At 42.8% G+C, this 25,509-nt stretch carries 19 protein-coding genes, 2 tRNA genes and 3 rRNA genes; 19 read left to right on the plus strand and 5 right to left on the minus strand.

Features of this window, described 5'->3' with window-relative positions; all coding sequences use genetic code 11:
* The first annotated feature begins 47 nt into the window (after positions 1 to 47).
* Entirely contained in the window at positions 48 to 347 is a 300-nt protein-coding gene (locus Q9G97_RS03195) for an FKBP-type peptidyl-prolyl cis-trans isomerase N-terminal domain-containing protein (protein ID WP_305899683.1), read from the plus strand.
* A gap of 52 nt (positions 348 to 399) precedes the next feature.
* Here the strand turns inward: Q9G97_RS03195 and yaaA are convergent, their stop codons facing one another.
* Positions 400 to 1,188 carry a peroxide stress protein YaaA gene (yaaA, locus tag Q9G97_RS03200; RefSeq protein WP_305899684.1) on the minus strand — a complete coding sequence of 263 codons (789 nt, stop codon included), beginning with the start codon at positions 1,186 to 1,188 and terminating at the stop codon, positions 400 to 402.
* Positions 1,189 to 1,652: 464 nt separating this feature from the next.
* Here yaaA and Q9G97_RS03205 point away from each other — a divergent pair, with 464 nt between their 5' ends.
* From Q9G97_RS03205 to Q9G97_RS03235, 7 genes are all read left to right on the plus strand, one after another.
* Complete coding sequence (locus tag Q9G97_RS03205; protein ID WP_305899685.1) at positions 1,653 to 2,816, plus strand: NAD(P) transhydrogenase subunit alpha; 1,164 nt, start codon at positions 1,653 to 1,655, stop codon at positions 2,814 to 2,816.
* A gap of 136 nt (positions 2,817 to 2,952) precedes the next feature.
* On the plus strand, positions 2,953 to 3,297 hold the full coding sequence (locus Q9G97_RS03210; RefSeq protein WP_305900255.1) for a proton-translocating transhydrogenase family protein: 345 nt from the start codon (positions 2,953 to 2,955) through the stop codon (positions 3,295 to 3,297).
* Complete coding sequence (locus Q9G97_RS03215) at positions 3,294 to 4,691, plus strand: NAD(P)(+) transhydrogenase (Re/Si-specific) subunit beta (RefSeq protein WP_305899686.1); 1,398 nt, start codon at positions 3,294 to 3,296, stop codon at positions 4,689 to 4,691. Before Q9G97_RS03210 ends, Q9G97_RS03215 begins: the two co-directional genes overlap by 4 nt.
* A gap of 202 nt (positions 4,692 to 4,893) precedes the next feature.
* The gene (locus Q9G97_RS03220; RefSeq protein ID WP_305899687.1) at positions 4,894 to 5,436 is read left to right on the plus strand and encodes an acyl-CoA thioesterase; all 543 of its coding nucleotides are present in this window, start codon (positions 4,894 to 4,896) and stop codon (positions 5,434 to 5,436) included.
* A gap of 188 nt (positions 5,437 to 5,624) precedes the next feature.
* On the plus strand, positions 5,625 to 5,834 hold the full coding sequence (gene iscX, locus Q9G97_RS03225; RefSeq protein ID WP_201572234.1) for a Fe-S cluster assembly protein IscX: 210 nt from the start codon (positions 5,625 to 5,627) through the stop codon (positions 5,832 to 5,834).
* Between the two features lie 84 nt (positions 5,835 to 5,918).
* Entirely contained in the window at positions 5,919 to 6,440 is a 522-nt protein-coding gene (locus tag Q9G97_RS03230) for a GyrI-like domain-containing protein (RefSeq protein WP_305899688.1), read from the plus strand.
* 76 nt (positions 6,441 to 6,516) lie between these two features.
* Positions 6,517 to 7,125, plus strand: a complete 609-nt coding sequence (locus Q9G97_RS03235; protein ID WP_305899689.1) for a uracil-DNA glycosylase — start codon at positions 6,517 to 6,519, stop codon at positions 7,123 to 7,125.
* Between the two features lie 52 nt (positions 7,126 to 7,177).
* Here the strand turns inward: Q9G97_RS03235 and dapE are convergent, their stop codons facing one another.
* Both dapE and Q9G97_RS03245 read right to left on the minus strand, forming a co-directional pair.
* The gene (gene dapE, locus Q9G97_RS03240; protein ID WP_305899690.1) at positions 7,178 to 8,398 is read right to left on the minus strand and encodes a succinyl-diaminopimelate desuccinylase; all 1,221 of its coding nucleotides are present in this window, start codon (positions 8,396 to 8,398) and stop codon (positions 7,178 to 7,180) included.
* A gap of 166 nt (positions 8,399 to 8,564) precedes the next feature.
* Positions 8,565 to 9,353 carry a 2OG-Fe(II) oxygenase gene (locus Q9G97_RS03245; RefSeq protein WP_305899691.1) on the minus strand — a complete coding sequence of 263 codons (789 nt, stop codon included), beginning with the start codon at positions 9,351 to 9,353 and terminating at the stop codon, positions 8,565 to 8,567.
* A 153-nt stretch (positions 9,354 to 9,506) separates the two neighbouring features.
* Between Q9G97_RS03245 and Q9G97_RS03250 the strand changes: the two genes are divergently transcribed.
* The 8 genes from Q9G97_RS03250 to Q9G97_RS03285 all read left to right on the plus strand — a co-directional run bounded on the left by Q9G97_RS03250 (position 9,507) and on the right by Q9G97_RS03285 (position 19,540).
* Positions 9,507 to 10,382, plus strand: coding sequence for a 23S rRNA (adenine(2030)-N(6))-methyltransferase RlmJ (locus Q9G97_RS03250; RefSeq protein ID WP_201572252.1), 876 nt, complete (start codon positions 9,507 to 9,509; stop codon positions 10,380 to 10,382).
* A 17-nt stretch (positions 10,383 to 10,399) separates the two neighbouring features.
* Entirely contained in the window at positions 10,400 to 11,338 is a 939-nt protein-coding gene (gene pssA, locus Q9G97_RS03255; protein WP_305899692.1) for a CDP-diacylglycerol--serine O-phosphatidyltransferase, read from the plus strand.
* Between the two features lie 945 nt (positions 11,339 to 12,283).
* Positions 12,284 to 13,822 (plus strand): 16S ribosomal RNA (locus Q9G97_RS03260).
* A gap of 82 nt (positions 13,823 to 13,904) precedes the next feature.
* A tRNA-Ile gene (locus Q9G97_RS03265) sits at positions 13,905 to 13,981 on the plus strand.
* 9 nt (positions 13,982 to 13,990) lie between these two features.
* Positions 13,991 to 14,066: transfer RNA gene (locus Q9G97_RS03270), tRNA-Ala, on the plus strand.
* 325 nt (positions 14,067 to 14,391) lie between these two features.
* A 23S ribosomal RNA gene (locus tag Q9G97_RS03275) occupies positions 14,392 to 17,254 on the plus strand.
* Between the two features lie 121 nt (positions 17,255 to 17,375).
* Positions 17,376 to 17,490, plus strand: a 5S ribosomal RNA gene (gene rrf, locus Q9G97_RS03280).
* Together the 16S, 23S and 5S rRNA genes with 2 tRNA genes alongside form the textbook arrangement of a ribosomal RNA operon.
* 325 nt (positions 17,491 to 17,815) lie before the next feature.
* Entirely contained in the window at positions 17,816 to 19,540 is a 1,725-nt protein-coding gene (locus tag Q9G97_RS03285) for a hypothetical protein (RefSeq protein WP_305899693.1), read from the plus strand.
* Between the two features lie 117 nt (positions 19,541 to 19,657).
* Here the strand turns inward: Q9G97_RS03285 and Q9G97_RS03290 are convergent, their stop codons facing one another.
* The gene (locus Q9G97_RS03290; protein ID WP_305899694.1) at positions 19,658 to 20,683 is read right to left on the minus strand and encodes a purine nucleoside permease; all 1,026 of its coding nucleotides are present in this window, start codon (positions 20,681 to 20,683) and stop codon (positions 19,658 to 19,660) included.
* Positions 20,684 to 21,015: 332 nt separating this feature from the next.
* On the opposite strand from Q9G97_RS03290, the gene Q9G97_RS03295 reads away from it, so the two are divergent.
* The 3 genes from Q9G97_RS03295 to Q9G97_RS03305 are packed head-to-tail and all read left to right on the plus strand — an operon-like array spanning position 21,016 to position 22,606.
* Entirely contained in the window at positions 21,016 to 21,429 is a 414-nt protein-coding gene (locus tag Q9G97_RS03295) for an OsmC family protein (RefSeq protein ID WP_305899695.1), read from the plus strand.
* A gap of 16 nt (positions 21,430 to 21,445) precedes the next feature.
* Complete coding sequence (locus Q9G97_RS03300) at positions 21,446 to 21,910, plus strand: flavodoxin family protein (RefSeq protein ID WP_305899696.1); 465 nt, start codon at positions 21,446 to 21,448, stop codon at positions 21,908 to 21,910.
* Positions 21,911 to 21,967: 57 nt separating this feature from the next.
* Positions 21,968 to 22,606 (plus strand): DUF938 domain-containing protein, encoded by a 639-nt coding sequence (locus tag Q9G97_RS03305; protein WP_305899697.1) that lies wholly within the window; start codon positions 21,968 to 21,970, stop codon positions 22,604 to 22,606.
* 41 nt (positions 22,607 to 22,647) lie between these two features.
* Here Q9G97_RS03305 and ppc read toward each other — a convergent pair whose 3' ends face one another.
* Complete coding sequence (gene ppc / locus Q9G97_RS03310; RefSeq protein ID WP_305899698.1) at positions 22,648 to 25,428, minus strand: phosphoenolpyruvate carboxylase; 2,781 nt, start codon at positions 25,426 to 25,428, stop codon at positions 22,648 to 22,650.
* Positions 25,429 to 25,509: the final 81 nt, after the last annotated feature.

Genomic DNA, 25,509 nt, shown 5'->3' on the forward strand with positions numbered 1-25,509 from the left:
TGGGGTTTTTTGTGCACAATAGTTTTTATTTTAGGAGGACTATAATAATGAATAGGAAAAGCATAAGGCTACTGGCTACAATTGTTTCAGTTGTATGCGTTACTCAAGCACAAGCAGTGAGTTCAGAAAGTATCGATATTAGAGAAGTCAGTTATGCCTTAGGTTATCAAGAGGCATTGGCTAATGAAGATTTAATACCCAGAATAGACTTAGAAGCATTTCATCAAGGCTTTAGAGCAAGTTATAACGATGCAGACCCTCTATTTTCTGAAAATGACATGCATAACACGCTGGTAGATTTTTATGAAACAGATAAGCAAAGAACGCCTAAAATTTCTGATAAGTAATTCTAAACTTAAGAGTTGAGGATAACCTATGAAGTCTTATTTTTTAAAAGATCTACTGATCTCCAGCATCCCGCCGAAAAGTCCAAGTCTTATCATCAGAAGCCTCCGCACAATAATAATATCCCGCCAAATCAAACTGTTTTAATTGTTCCGCATGGTTCAGCTTATTATCTGCTGCATATTTAACCATCAGTCCACGGGCTTTTTTGGCATAAAAGCTAATCACTTTATACGTGCCATTTTTCTCATCCTCAAATCTAGGCGTGATAATTTGCGCATCTAATGCCTTTTTCTTAACCGCTTTAAAGTATTCGTTCGACGCCAAATTCACTAATACTTTGTCCTCACTATCTGCCATTTGCTTATTGATAGCGTCAGTGATCTGCTCACCCCAAAAATCATATAAATTAGCACCGCGCTCGTTTTTAAGCTTAGTACCCATCTCTAATCGATACGGTAGCATCAAATCCAAGGGTTTTAGTAGACCATATAGTCCTGACAGAATACCTAAGTGCTCATTGAGATATAATATGGTCTCTTTATCCATCTCATAGCTGGCAAGCCCGGTATAGACATCGCCATCGAATAGATAAGTCGCAGGCTTAGCATTATCAGAGGTAAAGGGTAGCTGCCACGCTTGATTGCGCTGTGCATTCAATTGTGCTAGATCGTCAGAAATACTCATCAATTCTTGCAAGTCTATCGGATCTTTAGCTTTGAGGTTTTTTATGAGCGCAGCTGAGTCTTCAATAAGGGCGGGCTGACTATAATAATTGCCAAGATTTAATGGCACAGCATCGGTCTCATTTAAGGATTTTGCAGGAGAGAGTACAAAATACATATTTATTCCTTGTTCTGATTATTGTCTTGGTGATTTATTAATATGATATCGCTACCATAGCATAAAGGAGTGAGTCGCTACATTTCCCCCTGCCAAAACCTAAGTTGACTTAAGTATACCTAAGTTTATATGGGTTCTGATTCGGTGATATTGATAGCAATAAAAGGTTTGGATGCAGCAATAAAAGTTATAGTAAAAAGTTTTAACTTAACTTTTTATTTACTTGTGAGTCATCAATAGTCAATGAATAGTACGTCAAGGTATCTCTATAATAAATAAAAATGATGAAACAGCCAAAAGTATTTATTAAATCTATGACATTATGCAGATAGCGGCTATTCTTAGGCGTGAACAAGCTCTGTACTACTAATAATGCCTTTAGTAGGATGTTTCAACAATAAACGGCTATCAATAAGCGACTAATAATAGACGCTAATCAAAATTATTTGTTATAAGGAGACGGTATGAAAATCGGTGTAATCAGTGCAGATCAGGCAGAAAGTGCTCATGAGAATCGAGTCGCTATCACCCCAGACGCCGTAAAAAAGCTGAGCAAGCTTGGCTTTGAGGTCATTGTACAGGCTGGTGCTGGTCGCGGCGCTTATTATGATGATGCCAGCTATCAAGCCGCTGGCGCTAGCATCGCTGCTACTGCTGCCCAGACGATTGCCGATGTTCGTATCATTACTACTGTTCATGACTTGCCAGCCTCTTTGGTCGAGCAGCTAAGCTTGGGTCAGATTGTTATCGGTATGCTTGATCCTTATCGTAATACCAACCTTGATAGCTATGCGACTAAAGGCGTGACGGCCTATGCTATGGAGCTGCTGCCACGCACTTTGTCACGGGCGCAGAATATGGATGTGCTGTCTTCACAGGCCAATTTGGCAGGTTATAAGGCGGTATTGTTAGCGGCCAACGAATATACCCGACCGTTTCCGATGTTTATGACCTCAGCAGGAACAGTCAAGCCTGCTAAAGTGGTGATATTAGGTGTAGGCGTTGCAGGCCTGCAAGCGATTGCAACCGCTAAACGTTTGGGCGCGGTAGTCGAAGCTAGTGATTTACGCCCGACGGCTCGTGAGCAAGTCGAGTCGCTTGGTGGTAAATGGCTAGATGTACCGATGAGTGAAGCCGAAGCGCAAACCGCTAAGTCTACAGGCGGCTATGCTTGGACACCTTCAGAGCAATATATCAAAGACCAAGCAGCGGTCGTAGACAAAGCCGTGAGCGCAGCCGATATCGTCATTACTACGGCGCAGATACCCGGTCGCCAAGCACCACGACTGATACATCAAGCCACCCTTGCCAAAATGAAAGCAGGCTCAGTCTTGATCGATATGGCTGCAGGTACTGGCGGTAATGTTGAAGGCAGCGTCGCCGATGAAACCATCACTACTGATAATGGGGTGCGTATCGTAGGCGCTGATAATATTCCATCATTGCTAGCCGCTCAGTCATCCGATCTATACGCCAATAATTTGGTGAACTTTATTACTACGCTGATCGCTGAAGTAGAAGGTGAAAGCGCCGCCAATGATTTAACCTTGAATCTAGATATGGATGATGAAATTCAGGGCGCATTAGCTGTGACTTATGATGGTCAAGTACGACTTACTAAACGCTAATTTTTGCTCAAGTTAATGGCTATGATTATTGAATCAAGAGTTATTGAATCAAAAGCATCAAATTAAGAGTATTGAATAAATTAAGGAGGATAAAATGATTGCGACCGTTCTAGCAGCATCAACAGCTGGTGACGCCATGGGTAGCACGCCCTTTGTAGCGATTTTTACCATATTTGTACTGGCTATTTTTGTCGGGTACTACGTGGTGTGGGGGGTGACGCCAGCACTGCATACCCCACTGATGGCAGTGACCAATGCGCTCTCTAGTATTGTCATAGTAGGGGCTATGCTACAGACCGTCACCATTGACGGCAGCGCTTTTACCGCAACTAGCTTACTCGGCGCTTTCGCGGTGTTTTTGGCGAGCGTTAATATTTTTGGTGGTTTTGCGGTGACAGAACGGATGCTCTCGATGTTTAGACCCAAACCCAAAAAAGTAGTTGTCGCTTCTGATGTTAGTGAGAACGGGAGCGAAGTATGAGTGATTTAACAACATTGATTGCTACTAATGCAGACTGGTTTTACTTAGTAGGCGCTATTTTATTCGTCTTAACCCTGCGTGGTCTATCTAGTCCAAAGACGGCTATCAGAGGTAATCGCTTCGGAATGGCGGCGATGGCTATTGCCATTGTTACGACCTTTTTCTTAGCCGAAGGACCTATACTTTGGATGATTGTCGGCGCTATGGTGCTAGGTGCTATTGTTGGTTTGTGGAAAGCGCGTACGGTGGCGATGACGCAAATGCCAGAGACAGTCGCTTTAATGCATTCCTTCGTAGGTCTAGCTGCAGTCGCTATTGCCTTAGCTACGGTACTGCATACCGAAGTAGCCTATAGCACTGTCACCCGCTTAGAGCTATTTATCGGTTGCTTTATTGGAGCGATTACCTTTTCAGCCTCCTTTTTTGCCTTTGGCAAGCTTGCCGCTAAGAGCTGGGCAAAGACTTTAGTCGGTGCTTGGGTCAAGCCCGTACAGGCGTTGTTATTTATCGCTATGATTGGCTTTGGTGCGGTCTACTTCATGACCGATTCCCTACCTGCCTTTTATGCGATGACAGTACTAGCGATTGTCTTTGGGTGGATGTGGATTGCACCAATCGGTGGCGGTGATATGCCTGTAGTGGTTTCATTACTCAACTCCTTCTCTGGTTGGGCAGCGGCTGGTATTGGCTTTACCCTTGGCAATTCAATGCTCATTATCGCAGGTTCGCTCGTTGGCTCATCAGGTGCGATTCTATCTTATATCATGTGTAAAGCGATGAACCGTTCGTTATTGAACGTCTTGTTTGGCGGTATGGGTACATCAGCGGTAGCGGGCGGCGCGGATGATGGCGCACCAAAGAATTACAAATCAGGCTCAGCTGAAGACGCTGGCTTCTTAATGGCGAATTCTAGCGATGTCATTATCGTACCGGGTTATGGCATGGCGCAAGGTCGCGCACAAAACGCGGTCAAAGAATTATATGAGCTACTAAAAGATGAAGGCGTCAGAGTACGCTTTGCGATCCATCCTGTCGCAGGTCGTATGCCTGGGCATATGAATGTCTTGCTCGCTGAGGCGGATGTGCCTTACGACGATATCATCGAGATGGATGAGATCAACTCTGACTTTGCGGGCACGGATGTGGTGTTAGTGATTGGCGCTAACGATGTCGTCAACCCTTCTGCGAAAGAAGATCCAGCGTCACCTATCTTTGGGATGCCAATATTAGAAGTTACCAAAGCGCAAACGGTAATGGTCATCAAACGCTCAATGAATACAGGCTATGCAGGTCTTGATAACAGTCTGTTCTATATGGATAAAACCATGATGATATTTGGTGATGCCAAGAAGATGGTTGAAGAGATGGTACGAAGTATTAACGGCGCTCATTGATTATATTGTCAGTAAGCTTGAGCTAGACCCTAGCGTCTAAGCTCTATACTACTGATAATCGATAGTAATGTTAAGATAGTCGAATAGGCGTTTAGAGTAAGGTACAGTAAAAAAGTCACTACGGTGGCTTTTTTGCGTTGAAGGGTTTTGATTTATTTTTTATAACTTTTATCCATACCTAAAAATAATTAGAGAATTATCTATGAATATGTTACTGCGTTTTTTTATTATGACTCATTTACTTAAGCAAGCGCTAAAACAACAGTCGTCAACTAAGAAGTTAACAATAGAAACTCTAAGTGCTCCGATTATAAGTAGCTATCGGGTGTTACCGCATGACATGGGTTTTCGTGATCATCTACCCAATTATCGTTATTTATCCTTTATTGAGCTGAATATTACTCGTTGGGCTATAACTTGCTGCCATAAAAAGGGTATCAAAAACCTACAGTGGGTCATCGCTATGCAAGAGATGATTTATCTCAAAGAAATAAAATTTTTGAATAAGATGACAGTGAGTAGTGTGCTGGCTGGTTGGGATAAAAAGTACGTTTATTTTGAAACTCGCTTCTTTGTCAAAAACCAATTAATGGGCGTGGGTATGACTAAGTTTGTACTCAAAGACAAGCGCGGCAAAATACATACGCCAACGATTCTAGAGATGGCAGGCGAGCAGTTAACTGAGGTTATTACTACATGGAGTGCTCATCAAGTGGCGGTAAAATCTGTAGAGCCGAAACGATAAGCCGATATTGAATGAATTAAAAATGCTGATGAAATAAATGTAGGGTGCTTTTTAAGCACCATTATTAAGATTTTATATAGTAAAAGGTGCTTGTAAAGCACCCTACAAAAGCTACAATCGACGCATGAATTTTGTTAGGATAGACATATTATTTTTATCGAACTAAATAGCTTTATTAAGGAGCGATTATGATCCCGCAAAAATTAAAATGGACGGACAGTTTAGATATCGCTATCGAGCTGTATGAAAAATTTCCCGAGACCGACCCACAGTATATTCGCTTTACGGACTTGCATCGCTGGGTCACTGAGCTTGAAGGCTTTGATGATGATCCGCAGCGCTCAAATGAAGGTATTTTAGAAGCCATTCAAATGAATTGGATTGATGAAGCGGATTAAAATTATTTAATACTGTTATAAAATCTAGGTATTTATTCTAATAATTATAAGTTTAAAATCATAAATTAAAACACAGGCGCTATTATGAGTTCAGACGTTCAACAGCTAGCAGAAGCAATAAACTGCAAAGGTATTAGCATTCGCACTACCAATAATGCTGAAATCAGCCATGACACAGCAAAGTTAGGTCGGCTCTGGCAAAAGTTTCATCAGAATCATGTTAGCCATTTGGCGCAAGGTGCTGATATTTATGGTATCTATCATAATTATGAGAGCGATGATTTAGTCGGTGCATTCGATGTAGTTGCTAGTTGGAAAGCAGAAGATGAGCAGACGGAGGGCGAGAATGTTCTCAGTGCTGAGAGTGTGCTTAGCGCTGCTCATTCTAGCGATGTTGTATCAGTGACTATCCCTGCTGGTAAGTATTTGGTATTTAGCGAGGAAGGGTATATGCCCAATACGGTAATGAACGCATGGGAGAAGGCGTGGGAATATTTCCATGATCGTGATTGCAAACACACTAGAACTTTCGGTGTCGATTTTGAGCGTTATGTTGAGGGTAATCTAGAGTACGGTCAAGTTGAGCTTTATATTGGGATTGAGTAGGGCTGACTTACTAAAGTCTAGATATTACTTTTTAGTTTTTGTGATCTAAATGTGTTGAATCTACAGAGAGAAATTGATGAATGCGATTGAAACGTTTGTCAATGAACTTACTGACTTTCAAAGTACTGAAACAGTATTTAATCCATACCTAAATGCTGATGCCGCTAAAAATCTACACATATATCTGCAAGAAATGATGAAAGAGAAAGGGACACGTATTCTTCTTGTAGGAGAAGCGCCTGGGCATAAAGGATGTAAAATTACTGGTATTCCATTCACTAGTGGATCTGTTTTTAAAAATGTCAATCATTCTTTACTAAATAAAATAGTTGAAAAGCTGGTTTTTTCAAAAATAGAGTCAGAGAACACAGCCACTATAGTTTGGGAATATCTTGCTAATAAATCAATTACTCCTCTGTTTTGGAATTCGTTTCCTTTTCATCCTCACTATGAATATAATGAAAATAAAAACAGAACTCCAACTTCCGAAGAAATTGAAATAGGAATATATTATTTAGAGAAACTTAGACTAATTTATAATCCTGAAGTAATCGCTGGTATAGGATGGAAAGGCGTAGAATGTGCTAAAAAAGCTTTCCCAGATGAAGACATCGTTTACATTAGACATCCCTCTTATGGTGGGAAGCCTGAATTCATAGTTGGAATGGAAGAAATTCTTACGTAGCAGTTTTCTTAAGAAAGCGCCAAATTTAAAACATATGGCGCTTTTTTAGGTTTCAAATTAGACCGTTATCCAACAATAGCCCTTCCAAAATACCCTCATATATCTGCGCTAACTTGCCCAAATCATCGACCTCAACTTTTTCATCGACTTGATGAATCGTCGCGTTACGCACACCCAGCTCAACCACTTGCGCGCCAGTCGGGGCGATAAAGCGTCCGTCGGATGTGCCACCAGAAGTAGATAACGTGGTATCCGTACCCGTAACTGATTTAATCGCTTGCTGGCAAGCTGAGACTAATTTGCCTTCAGGCGTTAAGAACGGATTACCTGATAGCTTCCATTCAATCTCATAGTTGGCTTTGCTATCGCTAAAGTGCTTATCAAATATCGCATGGGTTTTCTCTTTCAGTTCCTCTTCAGTAGTTTCCGTTGAAAAGCGAAAGTTGAACACTGCATCAAGCGTTTCAGGAATGACATTAGTCGCGCCTGTACCGCTATTGATATTGGAAATTTGCAAGGAAGTCGCTGGGAAATAGCCATTACCGTTATCCCAAGTCGCAGCCGTTAGCTCGCTAAGCGCTGCCGTCGCCGCATGAATAGGATTACTTGCCAAATGCGGATAGGCGACATGACCTTGCTTACCTGTGACCGTCAACCATGCACCCAGTGAGCCACGACGACCATTTTTTATAATATCACCGAGAGTATCGGTGCTTGATGGCTCGCCGACTAAGCAGTAAGTTATTTTTTCTTGACGAGCTTCTAAGGTTTCTATGACTTTTACTGTGCCATTGATGGATGGCCCTTCTTCATCGGAAGTAATCAAAAAGGCAATTGAGCCTTTGTGCTCAGGATAGTTAGCGACAAAGCGCTCGGCGGCGACAGTAAAAGCAGCAATACCTGTTTTCATATCAGCAGCGCCACGCGCCCATAGATAACCATCTGCAATAGTTGGGGTAAATGGCGGATAAGTCCAATTATTGACATCGCCTGTTGGCACGACATCAGTATGCCCTGCAAAGCAAATCACAGGGTCACTTGTCCCGCGCCTTGCCCATAAGTTTTTGACTTCAGCATGTTCACCCGTCTGGTCTCTATCGCCAAAGTACATAAACTCACAATCAAAGCCTGCCTGTGTCAAACGCTCAGATAAAATATCTTGGCAGCCATCATCATCAGGGGTGACTGAGGGACGTTCCAGTAAAGCGATGCTAAGATCTAAAGTGGCTTGTTGGTGGGTCTGTGATAGAGTATTTTCGTTATTATTTGACATGAGTAACCTTTATATATGAATTATTTCGTAGCGTAGGTGGTAACCCTGAGAAGCGTTAAAAAATTGCACTGCAATTTTAGCTTTGCAAGGAAAATTCTTTAAGTAGAATTTTCATAAAACTTTGTAATATCATACGTTTTATAATAAGTTAAAATTTAGAAGTTAACTAATTATCCTCAACAAATGGCACCAAGCCATCGCGCCGCATCCATGTCGCGATAGAGTAACGCTGGCGATGGGCGATTTGTACTTGATGTTGTAAGTCACTATCAAAAATGACTAAACGATTGGCAACGGGACTTACCTCATGATGAATGCCATGATTGTCCACGACTTCTAATGCGCCACCATCCATATTCTCCCAATTATCATTGAGATAGAACACCGATGAGATAACGCGCTCATCGCGCCCAGCAGGGTTATCACTGTGCCACTGATAACCAAAGCCAGTAGGATAGCAAGCATAATGCGCCTCACTATGGCGAATACCTGCGTATAGCATGCGATTAAGCACTTTCGCTAACTCATTAATACTCTGCAAGTAGTAAAACCCTGCAAAAAAGTCTTTATTAATCCAGCGAATTCTATCACCGCGAATATCGCTGATGCGGATGCCAGCGGTCAGCTGCGCCTCTCGATAGTTGATAAAGCCACTTTCCGCTTGCAAAGCTAATAACGCTTTATGAGTAAATACCTGATTAATAATGAGCCAGCCGTCATTGACTAAGGTATCAAGCTGAGCGTCAGTCAGCTTAGCTTGCCAATTCACCTCAAAGTCAGCACTCTCTAGCACTTGTTGCGTGGGGATACTGGTATTAACGGTAGCATCGATGACAGAGGTAAGCTTATTACTAGGTATAAGCAGGGGTGGATTGTCTGCGCCTATAGGATTATTGACCGCTATAGGGGTTAGATTCAAGTCTGTCAGCTCAAGGTTACTGATAATTGCTGTCATTTTGTCCTGCCCTTTGTTTAGTAACGGCTGTATTAACGGCTAAGAGAGCGCTGAATGTCAAAACCATTACCAAAAGCATCGTTATCTTTTAGCTATCCTATGCTACCATAGATGCAATTTTTCTCACTTAAACTTTTCACATTGTGACCAACTATGAACTATAAACATGCCTATCACGCTGGTAATTTTGCCGATGTGGTCAAACACATTTTACTCATACAACTACTCAATCAATTGGGCCAAAAAAACAAACCCTTTTATGTGCTCGACGCTTATGGCGGACGCGGATTGTATTCGCTCAGTAGTGAAGAGGCACGCAAAACAGGTGAAGCAAAAGGCGGCATTCAAGCCGTTATGAATGCTGATACGGACAAAGCTCCTGCGGCTGTTAAACAGTATGTAGAAGGTGTCAAGCACGCCCGTTTTGTCTACGACAGTAAAGTCTGCCCAGGTTCGCCGTGGTGGATTGCTCATCATATCGAAACCAATGCAGATGCTGGCGTGCGTGGTGAGGCATTTGAAGCCAAAGCTTCTGAGTATGATGCGCTAAATTATCAACTACACAAGTTGCCAATTGGTATTCAGCACCGTGACGCTTTTGAAGGTATCACTGCGGTCATTCCTCCAAAAGAAAAACGTGGTTTAATTGTGTTAGATCCACCGTATGAGCAGGAGCATAAAGACTTCACTCGTCTCATTGATTTGCTGGTCGCCGCTTATACCAAATGGCCACAGGGCACTTATGCGCTATGGTTTCCGATTAAGAATATTGATGCCGTTGAGCTGTTTTATAAAAAGCTAAAGCGCACTGAGATGCGACGCCAGCTTATTTGTGAGCTTAATATTTATCCCAATGATGTCGCTGTTGGGCTTAATGGTACTGGCATGCTTATTATCAATCCGCCTTGGCAGTTTGATAATCATGCCCGTGAGATTTTACGCTTTTTACAGCCTATCTTAAAAGTAGCTGATGCACCTAATCTATCTCCTGATAGCGCGACCAATGTACGCTGGTTAGTTGGCGAATAAATGAGTAAGGATGCATTATGAGCACTGACACGAGCACTGATAAACAAGTCACTGATAAAAAATTGATTGATAAGCAAGGTGCTGAGCTATCACCCAACGATAAGCTAAATAATATTAGTGATAACGCGGCAACTCAGCCACCCTTTATAGATGAGCACGATTTCAATATACGCTTAGCGGATAATGATAACTATGATGGGCTAACTTTTGAAGTTATTGAAGCAGAAGTTGCTGAGGGTGAGCAAGTCGTCAGCCGTGGGGTCTATTTAGCGCCTAATTTGATTACCACTTTATCGTTACTATCAGGGTTTTATTCGATCTTAGCTAGCACCAGTGGCGAATTTTATAAGGCGGCATTGGCTATATTTTTATCGGCTATCTTGGATGGTGCAGATGGACGTGTCGCACGCATGCTCAATGCGCAGAGCCCATTTGGCGAGCAGTATGACTCATTAGCTGATATGCTCGCTTTTGGGATTGCACCTGCGATTTTGATTTATAGCTTTGCGTTACAACCTTTAGGTCGTATTGGCCTCGGCTGTGCTTTTGTATTTACCGCTTGTGGCGCTTTTCGTTTAGCTCGCTTTAATGTGCAGGTTGGTATCGTTGATAAGAAGTACTTTGTCGGTTTAGCCAGTCCATTAGCAGCTATTTTGGTTACTTCTGCGGTAATGGTCGCAATCGATCACCGTCAATGGGTTGGTCAATATGATGGTTTGATAATGGGTTTGTTTGCTGCTTGGGTGGTAATATGTGGTTTGCTCATGGTCAGCAATGTCAAATACTATAGCTTTAAAGAGTTTGATAAAAAGAAAGTACCTTTTGTGGCTTTAATTGTTGCAGTATTAGTGCTAAGTATCGCTATTTACGATATCCCAGTTGGTATCCTTGCTATTGGCATTATTTATGCGTTATCAGGTATTGTAACTACTGTGAAGGCAAAAGCAGGTAGCTAATAAAAGCATAGTAAAACAGTCGCTTTTGGCGATAACTTTAATGAACTTCCAAAATTTGATCTCAAAAGAAATATTAAGCCTACTATTACAGTAGGCTTAATAGCTTTAATTATAGCTTTCATGCTAATTAATTATAGCTTCTATGCTAAATTGAATGAGTGGCAAAGCAGCCACAGCTAAAAGCACGCGTAGTAGGAAATAAAACTTAAAGCTAAGCCCTTGATAAAACTACACTAATAAAGCGCAGTTAAATTAAATAAAAATAAACCTTAAACTAAGCTTGACCCTCATCCAGAACTGCGTATAATGCCACCCAGTCGAGAGGGAAGGCGGATTGGGAAAGTGGTTTACCACTTACTATTAATAGCGAAGCTATTAACCAATCAGCCGATAGATTGAATGTTAAAACCAACTATCTAGGTAGCATGATAAAAACATTCAAACTAAATAAAATAAACTCTTGACAACATAATTAAAGCGTCTATAATACGCACCTCATCAAGACGAGCTAGAAGTTAAACACTAAGAGATATTAGTGATAATGACAGCAAATCGGATGAAACAAATTATAAAGAAATAAAATAAAAGCTTGACAGACTTATCGATTGTGTTATGATAGTCAGCTCGCTAAACAGCATAAGCCACATGGTTTAGAGCCGAATAGCCAGACAAGAATACTGATACAAACTACTTACTGGACGACAGAAGTGGTTACTATTTAAAAGCTTAACTAAAGAACAACTTGTGTGGATTTTTGCTGAGTCAGGATGCATAAATAAAGTTGGTTGAGACTTCTTTTCGGAGTTGATTCTAACTATAAAAATTTATCATCTAAGACAGCAGAAAAACTCAAAGTTAATTCATTACGAACATAATTTTTAGCGATTTTGCCAGAATAGATGAGCCAAGTTTAGTAACCTCTTTAAAGGGTTACATAGCAAGATTAAACTGAAGAGTTTGATCATGGCTCAGATTGAACGCTGGCGGCAGGCTTAACACATGCAAGTCGAGCGGAAACGATACTAGCTTGCTAGTAGGCGTCGAGCGGCGGACGGGTGAGTAATACTTAGGAATCTACCTAGTAGTGGGGGATAGCACGGGGAAACTCGTATTAATACCGCATACGACCTACGGGAGAAAGGGGGCAACTTGTTGCTCTCGCTATTAGATGAGCCTAAGTCGGATTAGCTAGATGGTGGGGTAAAGGCCTACCATGGCGACGATCTGTAGCTGGTCTGAGAGGATGATCAGCCACACCGGGACTGAGACACGGCCCGGACTCCTACGGGAGGCAGCAGTGGGGAATATTGGACAATGGGGGCAACCCTGATCCAGCCATGCCGCGTGTGTGAAGAAGGCCTTTTGGTTGTAAAGCACTTTAAGCAGTGAAGAAGACCATATGGTTAATACCCATATGCGATGACATTAGCTGCAGAATAAGCACCGGCTAACTCTGTGCCAGCAGCCGCGGTAATACAGAGGGTGCAAGCGTTAATCGGAATTACTGGGCGTAAAGGGAGCGTAGGTGGCTCGATAAGTCAGATGTGAAATCCCCGGGCTCAACCTGGGAACTGCATCTGAAACTGTCGTGCTAGAGTATGTGAGAGGAAGGTAGAATTCCAGGTGTAGCGGTGAAATGCGTAGAGATCTGGAGGAATACCGATGGCGAAGGCAGCCTTCTGGCATAATACTGACACTGAGGCTCGAAAGCGTGGGTAGCAAACAGGATTAGATACCCTGGTAGTCCACGCCGTAAACGATGTCTACTAGTCGTTGGGTCCCTTGAGGACTTAGTGACGCAGCTAACGCAATAAGTAGACCGCCTGGGGAGTACGGCCGCAAGGTTAAAACTCAAATGAATTGACGGGGGCCCGCACAAGCGGTGGAGCATGTGGTTTAATTCGATGCAACGCGAAGAACCTTACCTGGTCTTGACATATCTAGAATCCTGCAGAGATGCGGGAGTGCCTTCGGGAATTAGAATACAGGTGCTGCATGGCTGTCGTCAGCTCGTGTCGTGAGATGTTGGGTTAAGTCCCGCAACGAGCGCAACCCTTGTCCTTAGTTACCAGCGGGTTAAGCCGGGAACTCTAAGGATACTGCCAGTGACAAACTGGAGGAAGGCGGGGACGACGTCAAGTCATCATGGCCCTTACGACCAGGGCTACACACGTGCTACAATGGTAGGTACAGAGGGCAGCTACACAGCGATGTGATGCGAATCTCAAAAAGCCTATCGTAGTCCAGATTGGAGTCTGCAACTCGACTCCATGAAGTAGGAATCGCTAGTAATCGCGGATCAGAATGCCGCGGTGAATACGTTCCCGGGCCTTGTACACACCGCCCGTCACACCATGGGAGTTGATTGCACCAGAAGTGGGTAGCCTAACCTTAGGGGAGGCGCTCACCACGGTGTGGTTGATGACTGGGGTGAAGTCGTAACAAGGTAGCCGTAGGGGAACCTGCGGCTGGATCACCTCCTTATAGACGCATCCACTTGGCAAGAATTCACAACAAGTTGTTCTTTAGTTAGCTTAAATATTAGCATGAGGTATATGCCTCTTACAGGCCTGTAGCTCAGCTGGTTAGAGCACCGTGTTGATAACGCGGGGGTCGGCAGTTCAAGTCTGCCCAGGCCTACCATTTTATTACGGGGCCATAGCTCAGTTGGTAGAGCGCCTGCCTTGCACGCAGGAGGTCAACGGTTCGACTCCGTTTGGCTCCACCATACATTAATAAATGCTAATATAGACAATGAGTATAAATAGAAACAAATGATTCACCTTACCTGAGGGTAAGATTGATTATTTCTTTCTGTTTTATACAGAGCTTACGACTCGACGAGAGCGTAGGAACTATTTAAAAACATAGATATGAGTCTGGGTTAGAAAGAGCGTGTTCACGCGTTTCTTTCTAACCTTAATAACTCACCTCTTAACGACATCAGTTGTTATCCCAGGGGTGGGTTATTAAAAAAGTAAAGAGAACTGAATCAAGCGTATAAATTAGGTGATATCGTTATAATTGCTGACAAAGACCCTTTGGGGTTGTATGGTCAAGTAATTAAGCGCACATGGTGGATGCCTTGGCAGTCAGAGGCGATGAAAGACGTGACAGCCTGCGATAAGCTTCGGGGAGGCGGCAATATCCTGTGATCCGGAGATTTCTGAATGGGGAAACCCACCTATCATAAGATAGGTATTCCATACTTGTATGGGAAGCGAACGAGGGGAAGTGAAACATCTCAGTACCCTTAGGAAAAGACATCAAATGAGATTCCCCAAGTAGCGGCGAGCGAACGGGGAGAAGCCGATTGTTTCTAGAATAGAAGAACAGCGTGGGAAAGCTGACCGTAGTAGGTGATAGTCCTGTATTTTAAATTCTAGAGATGACATATTAAGTAGAGCGGGACACGAGAAATCCTGTTTGAAGATGGGGGGACCATCCTCCAAGGCTAAATACTCCTGACTGACCGATAGTGAACCAGTACCGTGAGGGAAAGGCGAAAAGAACCCCTGTGAGGGGAGTGAAATAGAACCTGAAACCGTGTGCGTACAAGCAGTAGGAGCTTCAATTTATTGGAGTGACTGCGTACCTTTTGTATAATGGGTCAGCGACTTATGTTCTGTAGCGAGGTTAACCATTTAGGGGAGCCGTAGGGAAACCGAGTCTTAATAGGGCGAATTAGTTGCAGGGCATAGACCCGAAACCGAGTGATCTATCCATGAGCAGGTTGAAAGTGTCGTAACAGACACCGGAGGACCGAACCCACTGTCGTTGAAAAGCCAGGGGATGACTTGTGGATAGGGGTGAAAGGCTAATCAAACTCGGTGATAGCTGGTTCTCCCCGAAAGCTATTTAGGTAGCGCCTCGGACGAACACCATTGGGGGTAGAGCACTGTTTCGGCTAGGGGGTCATACCGACTTACCAAACCGATGCAAACTCCGAATACCGATGAGTGATATCCGGGAGACACACAGTGGGTGCTAACGTCCATTGTGGAGAGGGAAACAACCCAGACCGCCAGCTAAGGCCCCAAATTCCTAGTTAAGTGGGAAACGAGGTGGGAAGGCATAGACAGCTAGGAGGTTGGCTTAGAAGCAGCCATCCTTTAAAGAAAGCGTAATAGCTCACTAGTCGAGTCGGCCCGCGCGGAAGATGTAACGGGGCTCAAACTAGGAGCCGAAGCTGCGGATTTGAATTTGTTTTCAAGTGGTAGGGGAGCGTTGTGTAAGCCTGTGAAGGTGTGTCGTAAGGCATGCTGGAGGTATCACAAGAGCGAATGCTGACGTGAGTAACGATAATGCGAGTGAAAAGCTCGCACGCCGGAAGATCAAGGGTTCCAGTCCAACGTTAATCGGGGCTGGGTGAGTCGACCCCTAAGGCGAGGCCGAAAGGCGTAGTCGATGGGAAATCGGTTAATATTCCGATACTTGTTTATAATGCGATGGAGGGACGGAGAAGGTTATGTCAGCCTGGCGTTGGTTGTCCAGGTGAAAGGATGTAGGCTTGTGGCTTAGGTAAATCCGGGCTACAACAAGGCTGAGATCTGATAGCAAGCTGTACTTGTACAGTGAAGTGGCAAATACCATGCTTCCAGGAAAAGCTTCTAAGCAATAGTTATAAACGAATCGTACCCTAAACCGACACAGGTGATCAGGTAGAGAATACCAAGGCGCTTGAGAGAACTCTGCTGAAGGAACTAGGCAAAATGGTACCGTAACTTCGGGAGAAGGTACGCTGCTGATGGTGATAGGACACGCTCCTTGAGCTGTTGGCAGTCGCAGATACCAGGCTGCTGCAACTGTTTATTAAAAACACAGCACTCTGCAAACACGAAAGTGGACGTATAGGGTGTGATGCCTGCCCGGTGCTGGAAGGTTAATTGATGGGGTTAGCGTAAGCGAAGCTCTTGATCGAAGCCCCAGTAAACGGCGGCCGTAACTATAACGGTCCTAAGGTAGCGAAATTCCTTGTCGGGTAAGTTCCGACCTGCACGAATGGCATAATGATGGCAGCGCTGTCTCCAGCAGAGACTCAGTGAAATCGAAATCGCAGTGAAGATGCTGTGTACCCGCGGCTAGACGGAAAGACCCCGTGAACCTTTACTACAGCTTTACATTGAACTTTGACCTGACTTGTGCAGGATAGGTGGGAGGCTTTGAAGCCAGCACGCTAGTGTTGGTGGAGCCAATCTTGAAATACCACCCTGGTCATGTTGGGGTTCTAACTCAGGTATAACAGTACCGAGGACAATGTATGGTGGGTAGTTTGACTGGGGCGGTCTCCTCCTAAAGAGTAACGGAGGAGTACGAAGGTGCGCTCAGACCGGTCGGAAATCGGTCGTAGAGTATAAAGGCAAAAGCGCGCTTAACTGCGAGACCCACAAGTCGAGCAGGTACGAAAGTAGGTCTTAGTGATCCGGTGGTTCTGTATGGAAGGGCCATCGCTCAACGGATAAAAGGTACTCTGGGGATAACAGGCTGATACCGCCCAAGAGTTCATATCGACGGCGGTGTTTGGCACCTCGATGTCGGCTCATCTCATCCTAGGGCTGAAGCAGGTCCTAAGGGTATGGCTGTTCGCCATTTAAAGAGGTACGCGAGCTGGGTTTAGAACGTCGTGAGACAGTTCGGTCCCTATCTACCGTGGGCGTTGGAAATTTGAGAGGAGCTGCTCCTAGTACGAGAGGACCAGAGTGGACGAACCACTGGTGTTCGGGTTGTCATGCCAATGGCATTGCCCGGTAGCTACGTTCGGATGGGATAACCGCTGAAAGCATCTAAGCGGGAAGCCCACCTCAAGATAAGATTTCCCTAAAGAGCCGTTGAAGACTACGACGTTGATAGGCAGGGTGTGGAAGCACAGCGATGTGTGTAGCTAACCTGTACTAATTGCTCGTTTGGCTTGACCATACAACACCCAAGTGGTTTTGTATATAAAGCATTATATCGATATCACCTTATCCTTGATTCAGTTAGGATAGTGATACTTAGTCAATAAGTAAAACAAACAGACTCATATCTAACCCCCTTTGCTGACGACAATAGCAAGACGGAACCACCTGATCCCTTCTCGAACTCAGAAGTGAAACGTCTTAGCGCCAATGGTAGTGTGGCTCCGGCCATGTGAGAGTAGGTCATCGTCAGCTCTCTATTCCTAGATAAAGCCCCCAACGTTAATTCGTTGGGGGCTTTTCTTTGGCTGTAGTTTTGTTAGCTAGAATTTTTATGCTACCTATCTTCATTTATTAAATCTAAATCTATCAAAATTTTATAGTTATTGATTAGATTAATATTGGCTGCAATTAACTTTTAGTTACAAGTATATTAAAATCAATTTATATTCTTTAATCCACATATATTTACTAACAGGTCTCTATTTGTTATATTATAAAAACAACATTACTAATTAGTTTAATTAATAGTCATGTTTAGTAATTTATTATATTCATATATTATAAAGAGGAACTAAAGATGAAAACTAACACTAAATTAAAGCTGTTATGCAGCTGCATTATGGCAGTTGCTTTATTAGGTTGTGATGATGATAATGATAATGACTCGTCACCTGTCGATGATGGTATAACGATTCCCACTGAAACAAAAGCTGCATATGTGGGTGGGAATATAGCTGTCTACGGTGATATTGCTAAAGATAAATTTGGTAAGACCTCTCTTACTGATAATACTGGTGTAGTGTTGTTAGATGATGGCACTATAGCAGCTAGTTATGCAGCTTTAGGCTTAAAGCTACCTTTTCTTGCACCTAAAGTATCTACAGCTATTTATGCGACCGAAGTTAGTAGCAAGGTTGCCTCCTCCACACTGCGCTCTCAAGCGGATGCTTATCTTGCACTCATCGAGCAGATACTTAAGGATGAAGGTGCAGATGTTAATATATTAGTGAATCAATCGTCACTAAATGCGCAGTCTTCGGTAGTTCAAGCTACTTTAAGTGTCAATTTTACCAATACTACTCAGAGTGCTAGTAATATCAGAAATCTGGTGCTAAAAGCGATTAATGATGGTGTATTACCAGCCAATATGATGTCAAGTGGCACAGACTTTGGCGATAAAATCCGCTTGAATTTAGCTTTTTGGGAAGATCAGGGTAATGTTTTCTTATGGGCTGGTGCAAACTTAGCTGAAGATGCAAAAGCGGTAGCAGCTAAGTATAACGATCTTAGTAACGCTGCTGCATTAACTTCAAGCCGTGTGTTAACTACTGTTGCCTCTAAAGAGACGTTTAAGCAGACTGAGGCTAGTGCAGGTGGAGTAGATATCCTTTGGTCGATCGACGCATCTGGCTCTATGAGTCAAGAGCAGCAGAATCTTGCAAATGGGGCAGAGCAGTTTTTTACTACGTTGAATACTGCAGGATTGGATTATCGCTTAGCAGTGAATACTCAAGGTAATGATAACACCCGCTATAGCTGTACGTCTTTGCGTCAGACAACGGCAGGTGAAAGCTTCATCGATAGTAATACGCCTGATGCGCTTGCAAAGTGGCGTGTTCTAGCATCACCAGGCACTAGTGATTCTGGTAATGAAACTGGATTCTATTGTACTAGAGAAGTTAGTCTAACAGGCTTTGATCGACCCAATGCGAAAAACTTGGTTGTGTTTGTCTCTGATGAGCCTGAAAATGAAACGGTTAATTCTTCTCGTCCGAGTGCTAGTGGTAGCTCTAGTTATGTTTCCCGTGACTTTGAAGATTATAAACAGTACTTTACCAATACAGGTGCTACTTATTTTGCCATTGCAGGTACTGGCTCGATTTTAAAGCCAACGTTTAGTAGTAACGTTAACTTGAATGCAAATGGGGATTATAGCTGTAATGGTCAAGGTGGCAGTGCTGCAGGTGGTGCACACTTTAGCGAAATTGCTAAATTGACAGGCGGTAGCTCAGCATCTATCTGTGCAGATTCTACAGATTGGACCGTTATGTTTGATAAGATTTTGGAAACTGCAACAGGACTGGCCAGTAACTTTAAATTGCAGTATGCTCCGATACCTTCTTCAGTGAAGGTAATGGTAGCAGGTAAGGCACTCACCCGAGATATTAGCCATCAAAATGGGTTTGATATTATATATGGCAAAAACGATATTTCACTTGTATTTTATGGTAATAGCTTACCTAAACAAGGTGATGCAATTGAAATAGAGTATGACTACTTAGCTGGTAAAGTTGTTAAGTAGATATGTACTTTAACTATAATTTTTATCACTTCTGAAATGAGCTTAAAGCTCATTTCAGAAGTTAATAATCGATAGTCAGTGATTGATTATTGTACTGATTAATACCTATTTCAGGTTTTATTTTTGCTCAAGTTTTGGCACGCCGTTTTCCCAAACGTTCCAGTTATTAACGATATGATCGACAGTTTCTGATCCTACCAATACTATATTCTCCACTGTTTCTGAAAAGCCACCAGCTGTTTCTCCTGGAGCTGGGTCTAGATGTTGAAGAGTAGTCTCGTTTGGATGACCTTGGTCAAAGTTCACCGCACCACGTAAGCTCATTATGCGTTCAGTTCCTACAGTTCTATCTAGTACTTGCGCTATTGCAGCGGCTTCCATTTCAGTGATCACGTAATCATCTGTTTCATACAGCTCAGTGATGTATTGAGCTTGTTTTGACAAGCCGGGACCATGAAAAAACGTATCTCCTGTCATATGAGTTCCTACCGTTACGGCTGGACTACGTCTTGCTTCAGCATTTGGATATCTCATTCGATAAGCATTAGCTTCTTTTGAGTCTTTCAAAGAAACGGACTCACTCAAATGTAGATTCCACTTAAGTAATTCAGGGTTGAGTTGATAGCGACGAATGTCTTCATAACCTTTACGAGGCGTAAAAGTAGGCGCACCTTTTTCACCTTCTTCTGCTTTCCAGCGATGACCTAAATCATAATCCACCAGCCAAGATGCCCAGCTTACATCTCCTATAGTGCCTTTATTAGGTGGGGTGCCTGCGACGCCGCTTAGAATGAAATAACTCTTTGCAAAGTCAAATTTAGGAGAGAGTGTTATTGCTTGCACAGATGCTGAAGATCCTACTTTACCCATGCCTAATACTGATCCACAAACGCCTTCAGAGTTGCAGTAGACTGGGCTGTGAGCACCTTCTACTTTTATGGGTTTACTGTCTGCAAAATATCGATTATACCAATGCTGAAATTCGCCGGCTTTATCTCCACTGTTTTCACCAATTTCAAACATCGCGGCGATAAATACTTTCACTTCGATCTTATCTTCATAAGTTTCAGCTTGCGCATTACTACAGAACATAAGCATTACAGTAAAAAAGGATAAATAGAAAAAACGTTCTTTTATAAACATGTTTGATGCCTATTTGAAATATATGGTTCTGGGTTAACTGCTTAATTAGAAGTAGCTAAAATTTTTGCTAAAACTAGGATAGTTTACTTCGTGTAGAATAACATAATCTGTAAATAGGCTGTACAGCTTAGCTAGCTCAAAGTGTCGTTCAATAAAATGTAATATAAATAGCTTTAACCTTATTGACAATCAGCAATGCTATCTCACTATAGAAGTATTGTTTTAAGCAAACTATAATCAAACATTCTGAAACTATTACTAGCTAGTATTATGTTAACCTGAAGTTTATTAAAGATAAATTTTAGACAACTATAATCATTAAAGAGAGTCCTATGACCACTTCAAAAGTAACTTATCAAGGCGAACTGCGTACCACAGCGGTACACTTGCAATCAGCTAACGAGATTATAACGGATGCACCTGTCGATAATCATGGTAAAGGTGAGGCGTTTTCGCCAACTGATCTATTAGCGACTAGCTTAGCCAGTTGTATGCTGACTATCATCGGTATCAAAGCGGCTGACATGGAGATTGATGTCACAGGCACTACCGCTGAAGTGACTAAAGTAATGTCAGCTGATCCTAGACGCGTGAGTGAAGTGCATGTCGCTATCACCTTTAATCAAGCGCTTGATGATAAGACGCAAAAAATATTCTATAACACGGCGCTCACTTGCCCAGTAGCTAAGAGCATCCATCCTGATATCATTCAAAATATCACTATAAAATGTGCTGATGAGTCTTAGTATGACGATTAAAAGTATGACCACCAAAACCTTGCTTATCGTTGCTCATGCACCATCGCCAAATACTAAAAAGCTAGCACAGACCGCTTTTAATGGTGCTAATCATCCTGACCTCGATATTAATGTGATAATGAAGTCGCCACAGGATACGTATCCAGAAGATGTGCTAACAGCGGATGCTTTATTACTGGGGACGACTGAAAATTTGTCCTATATGGCAGGATTGACCAAGGACTTTTTTGATCGCTGTTATTATCCAGTGTTAGAGCACAAACAAGGCATGCCGTTTGCGCTTTATATACGAGCAGGATTCGATGGTACAGGTACCAAACTGGCTATGAAAACGATTATCACAGGATTGCGTTGGAACCAAGTTCAAGAAACTTTAATCTTAAAAGGGGATTGGCAAGAAGTATTCACTGAGCAAGTCGAAGAGTTAGCCATGACTCTTGCTGCTGGTGTAGAAGCGGGAATTTATTAATAATTTTACTTCAAAGCCAAATATTTTATGTTTGCATAAGTGACAAAGGTCTATTCTATGAGAAGCCATGATAATAACTTTAAGAGCTTGAACACTCATCTACCTTGTTCGCAAGCCTGTGAAAATAATAAGCAAGCTATTCTTGAAGTGTTAGAAAAAGAGCTCGCAGGACGTTCGCATGTGTTAGAAGTAGGCTCGGGAACGGGTCAGCATAGCGTATATTTTGCGCCAAGATTATCGCATTTGCAGTGGCAAACGAGTGATGTTATTAATAACCATCAGGTCATTCAAGCTTGGCATAATAGCTATCCTGCACCGAATTTACACGCGCCATTAGCGTTTGATTTGATAACAGATACTATGCCTGCCTATAAAAGCAGTAAACCATTCGACGCAGTCTTTAGCGCTAATACCTTACACATTATTGCTTGGTCTTTGGTTGAACGCTTGTTTAAATTGGTTGGGGAGGCGCTACCCATAGACGGTAAGTTGATTATATACGGGCCTTTTAATGAAAACGGTTTATATACTAGCGCCAGTAATCAAAGTTTTGATTTTTCATTAAGACAGCGCGAACCTAGCAGTGGCATTCGTAATAAAGAAGACATTACTGCCTTAGCAAAGCAGCATCATTTAACCTTAGAAAATGAATATCAGATGCCAGCAAACAATCAAATATTGGTCTTTAAAAAATAACCGCTACCTTTTATAGTAAGCGGTTATTTGAATTTAGAACCCTAGCCCGTATTACGTAAGCCCGCTGCTAAAGCATTAATACTGCGAATTAAGGGGTCTTCTACCGCGAGTCTATCATTATTATCAGTGTCAGAAGTATCTTGCTCACGCATCCGCTTCAGTAGCTCGATTTGAATATAGTTTATCGGATCCAAATAAGCATTACGCCATTTTAATGAGGCGGCTAGCTCTTGTTGATTAGAAAGTAGCGTTTGTTGATTGAGTAGTGAATTCAAGCCAGTAGAAGTTAGCTCGTGCTCATTGATGACTTTTTGCATCACTTGCTCGCGCAGCAGCTCATCCTCACATAACAGACTATAAGCCTGAGCAATATCTATCTCACATTTAGTAAAAGCCATCTCAATATTACTCATAAAGACAGTAAAGAATGGCCAGTTCTCATTCATCTCCTGCATTAGAGCTTCATCCTGTTTGACGCTATCCAAAGCACTGCCGACGCCATACCAAGCGGGTAGCGTAAAACGTGCCAATGACCACCCAAAGACCCAAGGTATCGCACGGATAGTGGATTTGCTTGGCAGGCCTTTTTTGCGATGGGCAGGACGGGAGCCAATATTTAATAAAGAAATCTCTTGAACGGGCGTTGCTTGAGAATAAAATTTATAAAATCCTTCGGTATTATCGGTAAGCTCTCGATACTGAGCTTCGCCTGCGTCAGCTAAACGCGTAAAAAGCGCTTCGTAATCTTCTAGTTGGCTAGGCTGATCAATAAACCTTGAAGAGCTGGCTTTGAGAGCGCCAGTAATTCCCATCGTTAGCTCAAATACTGCTGTATCTGGATTGGCATATTTGGCATAAAGTACTTCACCTTGTTCAGTGAATTTGATTTGTCCCATTAAAGTGCCAGCAGGCTGCGCAGCGATAGCTTTATGGGTGGAGCCACCACCACGACTGACTGAACCACCTCGACCATGGAAAAGGCGAGTCGTGATGCCATATTGATGGGCAATGCTAGTGATGGTCTGCTGAGCGCTATAGAGCTGCCAAGCTGAGGTGATAATACCACCATCTTTAGAAGAGTCTGAGTAGCCAAGCATAATTTCTTGCAAGTTTCCTGAGTGCTCAAGCAACTGACGATAGAGCGGATTATCTAAAATCGTCGGCATGATCTTATCGATATTTTTTAGATCATCAATAGTCTCAAATAGCGGCGCAACAGGTAAAGCGGCAAACATATGACCTTCGTCTGTGATGCCAGATAATCCTGCAAACCGCATGAGTAATAGCACTTCTAACAGCTGACTAGCATTATTAGTCATGGAGATCACGTAGCTGCCAAAGGTATCCTCACCCACTAATTTTCGTAATTTTGCTACCGACTGCATCAAGGCTAGCTGCTCGCGAGTCTGATCCGTTAGATTATCGCTGTAAATAAGTGGCGTACCAGGATTACTAAGTAAGCGCGTTAGCCATTCCTGACGTTCTGTTTCGCTCAGCTGAGTATAATCAGGTAGGTTTGAGGCATTGGCGAAAATATCAGCAATGACCTCACCGTGATAGCCTGAATCTTGACGAATATCAAGTGCCGCTAGATGGAAGCCGCAAGTTTTAACTAGACGTATCAAATCCAGCAAGGCACCATCGGAATGAGCTTTGTCATGATTAGCAACGCTTTCGCGAATAAGACGTAAGTCTTCTAAAAAGTCTTGCGGCGTTGAATAGGCGCGCTTTTGAGCTTCAGGATCAGCACCTTGGCTCTGAATATGTAGAGTAGTGGCTTTGATTTTGGCAATAATTATTGAGAGTAAACGGCGATAAGGTTCATTATCATAATCATCAATATTGTAAGAGAATACTTCTTTATCAAGCTCGCTATAGTCTGCTATGCGAGCATAAACATCTGCTGCAATATCGACAATGGTGTCACTATGCACAAGCTTACGGCGTAGTTTTTTTAGCAAAACTTGATAGTGACGTAAGACCGCATTAGCATGCATTAATACGGCCATTTCTGTCGTCTCGTGAGTGACAAAAGGGTTGCCATCCCGATCACCACCTATCCAAGAGCCGAAACTCACAAAAGCGGGTAGAGGATAATCGCTCAATTCAGGATAGATATCGACAATGGCATTTTTAATATTACGATAAACTTTGGGAATCGCGGTAAATAAACTGACATCAAAGTAATGTAAACCATTATTGATCTCGTCATAAACTAAAGGCTTGCGGGTACGAACTTCATCTGATGACCATAGTAGATCAATAGTCTCTGCCGTTTTTTGCTTGGCTTGCTCGAACGCCTGGCTTCCTTCAGGCAGATCATTTAGCGCATCGCTGTGTTGATAAAGCGTCTGTAAGATATTCATAGTGGTGCGTCTACGCGCTTCGGTAGGATGCGCGGTAAACACTGGCATGAACTTCAATCGATCGATAAGCTCTTTGATCTGATTGGGCTCAATATTACGCTCACGGCACTCCAGCAAGGTATGGCGAAATGAGCCCTCCCAACTTTGATTAGACTCAGCACGTTGTGTACGACGTTGCTCGCGTAAGTAGTTTTCTTCCGTTAAGTTTGCTAAAAAGAAATAAATAGAAAAGGCACGAATAACATTTTTTAAAGTTTGATTATCTAAAGAGGCAATAAGTTCGATAAGCTGTTGTTTATTTTTGGGATTATGTTCACGGCGCTCCTGAATAAATCCGCTGCGTAAAGTTTCAATCGTGTTAACAGTATCTTCTCCAGACTGACGAGAAATCGCCTCTCCTAAAAATGATCCTAACAACCTGACACGGGTACGCAATACCTCATTATTCAACAGCATATCTGAACTCCTTATCTTTTATTGAAGTGTTTAACCTATAGTGAATTTACTTTATAGGTGTTATAGCATAACTGAAATAAA

Source organism: Psychrobacter sp. M13 (genome assembly GCF_030718935.1).
GTDB lineage: Bacteria > Pseudomonadota > Gammaproteobacteria > Pseudomonadales > Moraxellaceae > Psychrobacter > Psychrobacter immobilis_G.

Bases quoted from the DNA above. Each gene is read 5' to 3' on its own strand.
- Q9G97_RS03285 (WP_305899693.1), top strand. From the start codon at position 17,816: ATGAAAACTAACACTAAATTAAAGCTGTTATGCAGCTGCATTATGGCA.
- Q9G97_RS03305 (WP_305899697.1), top strand. From the start codon at position 21,968: ATGAGAAGCCATGATAATAACTTTAAGAGCTTGAACACTCATCTACCT.
- Q9G97_RS03230 (WP_305899688.1), top strand. From the start codon at position 5,919: ATGAGTTCAGACGTTCAACAGCTAGCAGAAGCAATAAACTGCAAAGGT.
- Q9G97_RS03235 (WP_305899689.1), top strand. From the start codon at position 6,517: ATGAATGCGATTGAAACGTTTGTCAATGAACTTACTGACTTTCAAAGT.
- ppc (WP_305899698.1), bottom strand. From the start codon at position 25,428: ATGCTGTTGAATAATGAGGTATTGCGTACCCGTGTCAGGTTGTTAGGA.
- Q9G97_RS03220 (WP_305899687.1), top strand. From the start codon at position 4,894: ATGAATATGTTACTGCGTTTTTTTATTATGACTCATTTACTTAAGCAA.
- Q9G97_RS03215 (WP_305899686.1), top strand. From the start codon at position 3,294: ATGAGTGATTTAACAACATTGATTGCTACTAATGCAGACTGGTTTTAC.
- Q9G97_RS03205 (WP_305899685.1), top strand. From the start codon at position 1,653: ATGAAAATCGGTGTAATCAGTGCAGATCAGGCAGAAAGTGCTCATGAG.
- iscX (WP_201572234.1), top strand. From the start codon at position 5,625: ATGATCCCGCAAAAATTAAAATGGACGGACAGTTTAGATATCGCTATC.
- Q9G97_RS03210 (WP_305900255.1), top strand. From the start codon at position 2,953: ATGGGTAGCACGCCCTTTGTAGCGATTTTTACCATATTTGTACTGGCT.
- pssA (WP_305899692.1), top strand. From the start codon at position 10,400: ATGAGCACTGACACGAGCACTGATAAACAAGTCACTGATAAAAAATTG.
- yaaA (WP_305899684.1), bottom strand. From the start codon at position 1,188: ATGTATTTTGTACTCTCTCCTGCAAAATCCTTAAATGAGACCGATGCT.
- Q9G97_RS03250 (WP_201572252.1), top strand. From the start codon at position 9,507: ATGAACTATAAACATGCCTATCACGCTGGTAATTTTGCCGATGTGGTC.
- Q9G97_RS03290 (WP_305899694.1), bottom strand. From the start codon at position 20,683: ATGTTTATAAAAGAACGTTTTTTCTATTTATCCTTTTTTACTGTAATG.
- Q9G97_RS03245 (WP_305899691.1), bottom strand. From the start codon at position 9,353: ATGACAGCAATTATCAGTAACCTTGAGCTGACAGACTTGAATCTAACC.
- Q9G97_RS03195 (WP_305899683.1), top strand. From the start codon at position 48: ATGAATAGGAAAAGCATAAGGCTACTGGCTACAATTGTTTCAGTTGTA.
- Q9G97_RS03295 (WP_305899695.1), top strand. From the start codon at position 21,016: ATGACCACTTCAAAAGTAACTTATCAAGGCGAACTGCGTACCACAGCG.
- Q9G97_RS03300 (WP_305899696.1), top strand. From the start codon at position 21,446: ATGACCACCAAAACCTTGCTTATCGTTGCTCATGCACCATCGCCAAAT.
- dapE (WP_305899690.1), bottom strand. From the start codon at position 8,398: ATGTCAAATAATAACGAAAATACTCTATCACAGACCCACCAACAAGCC.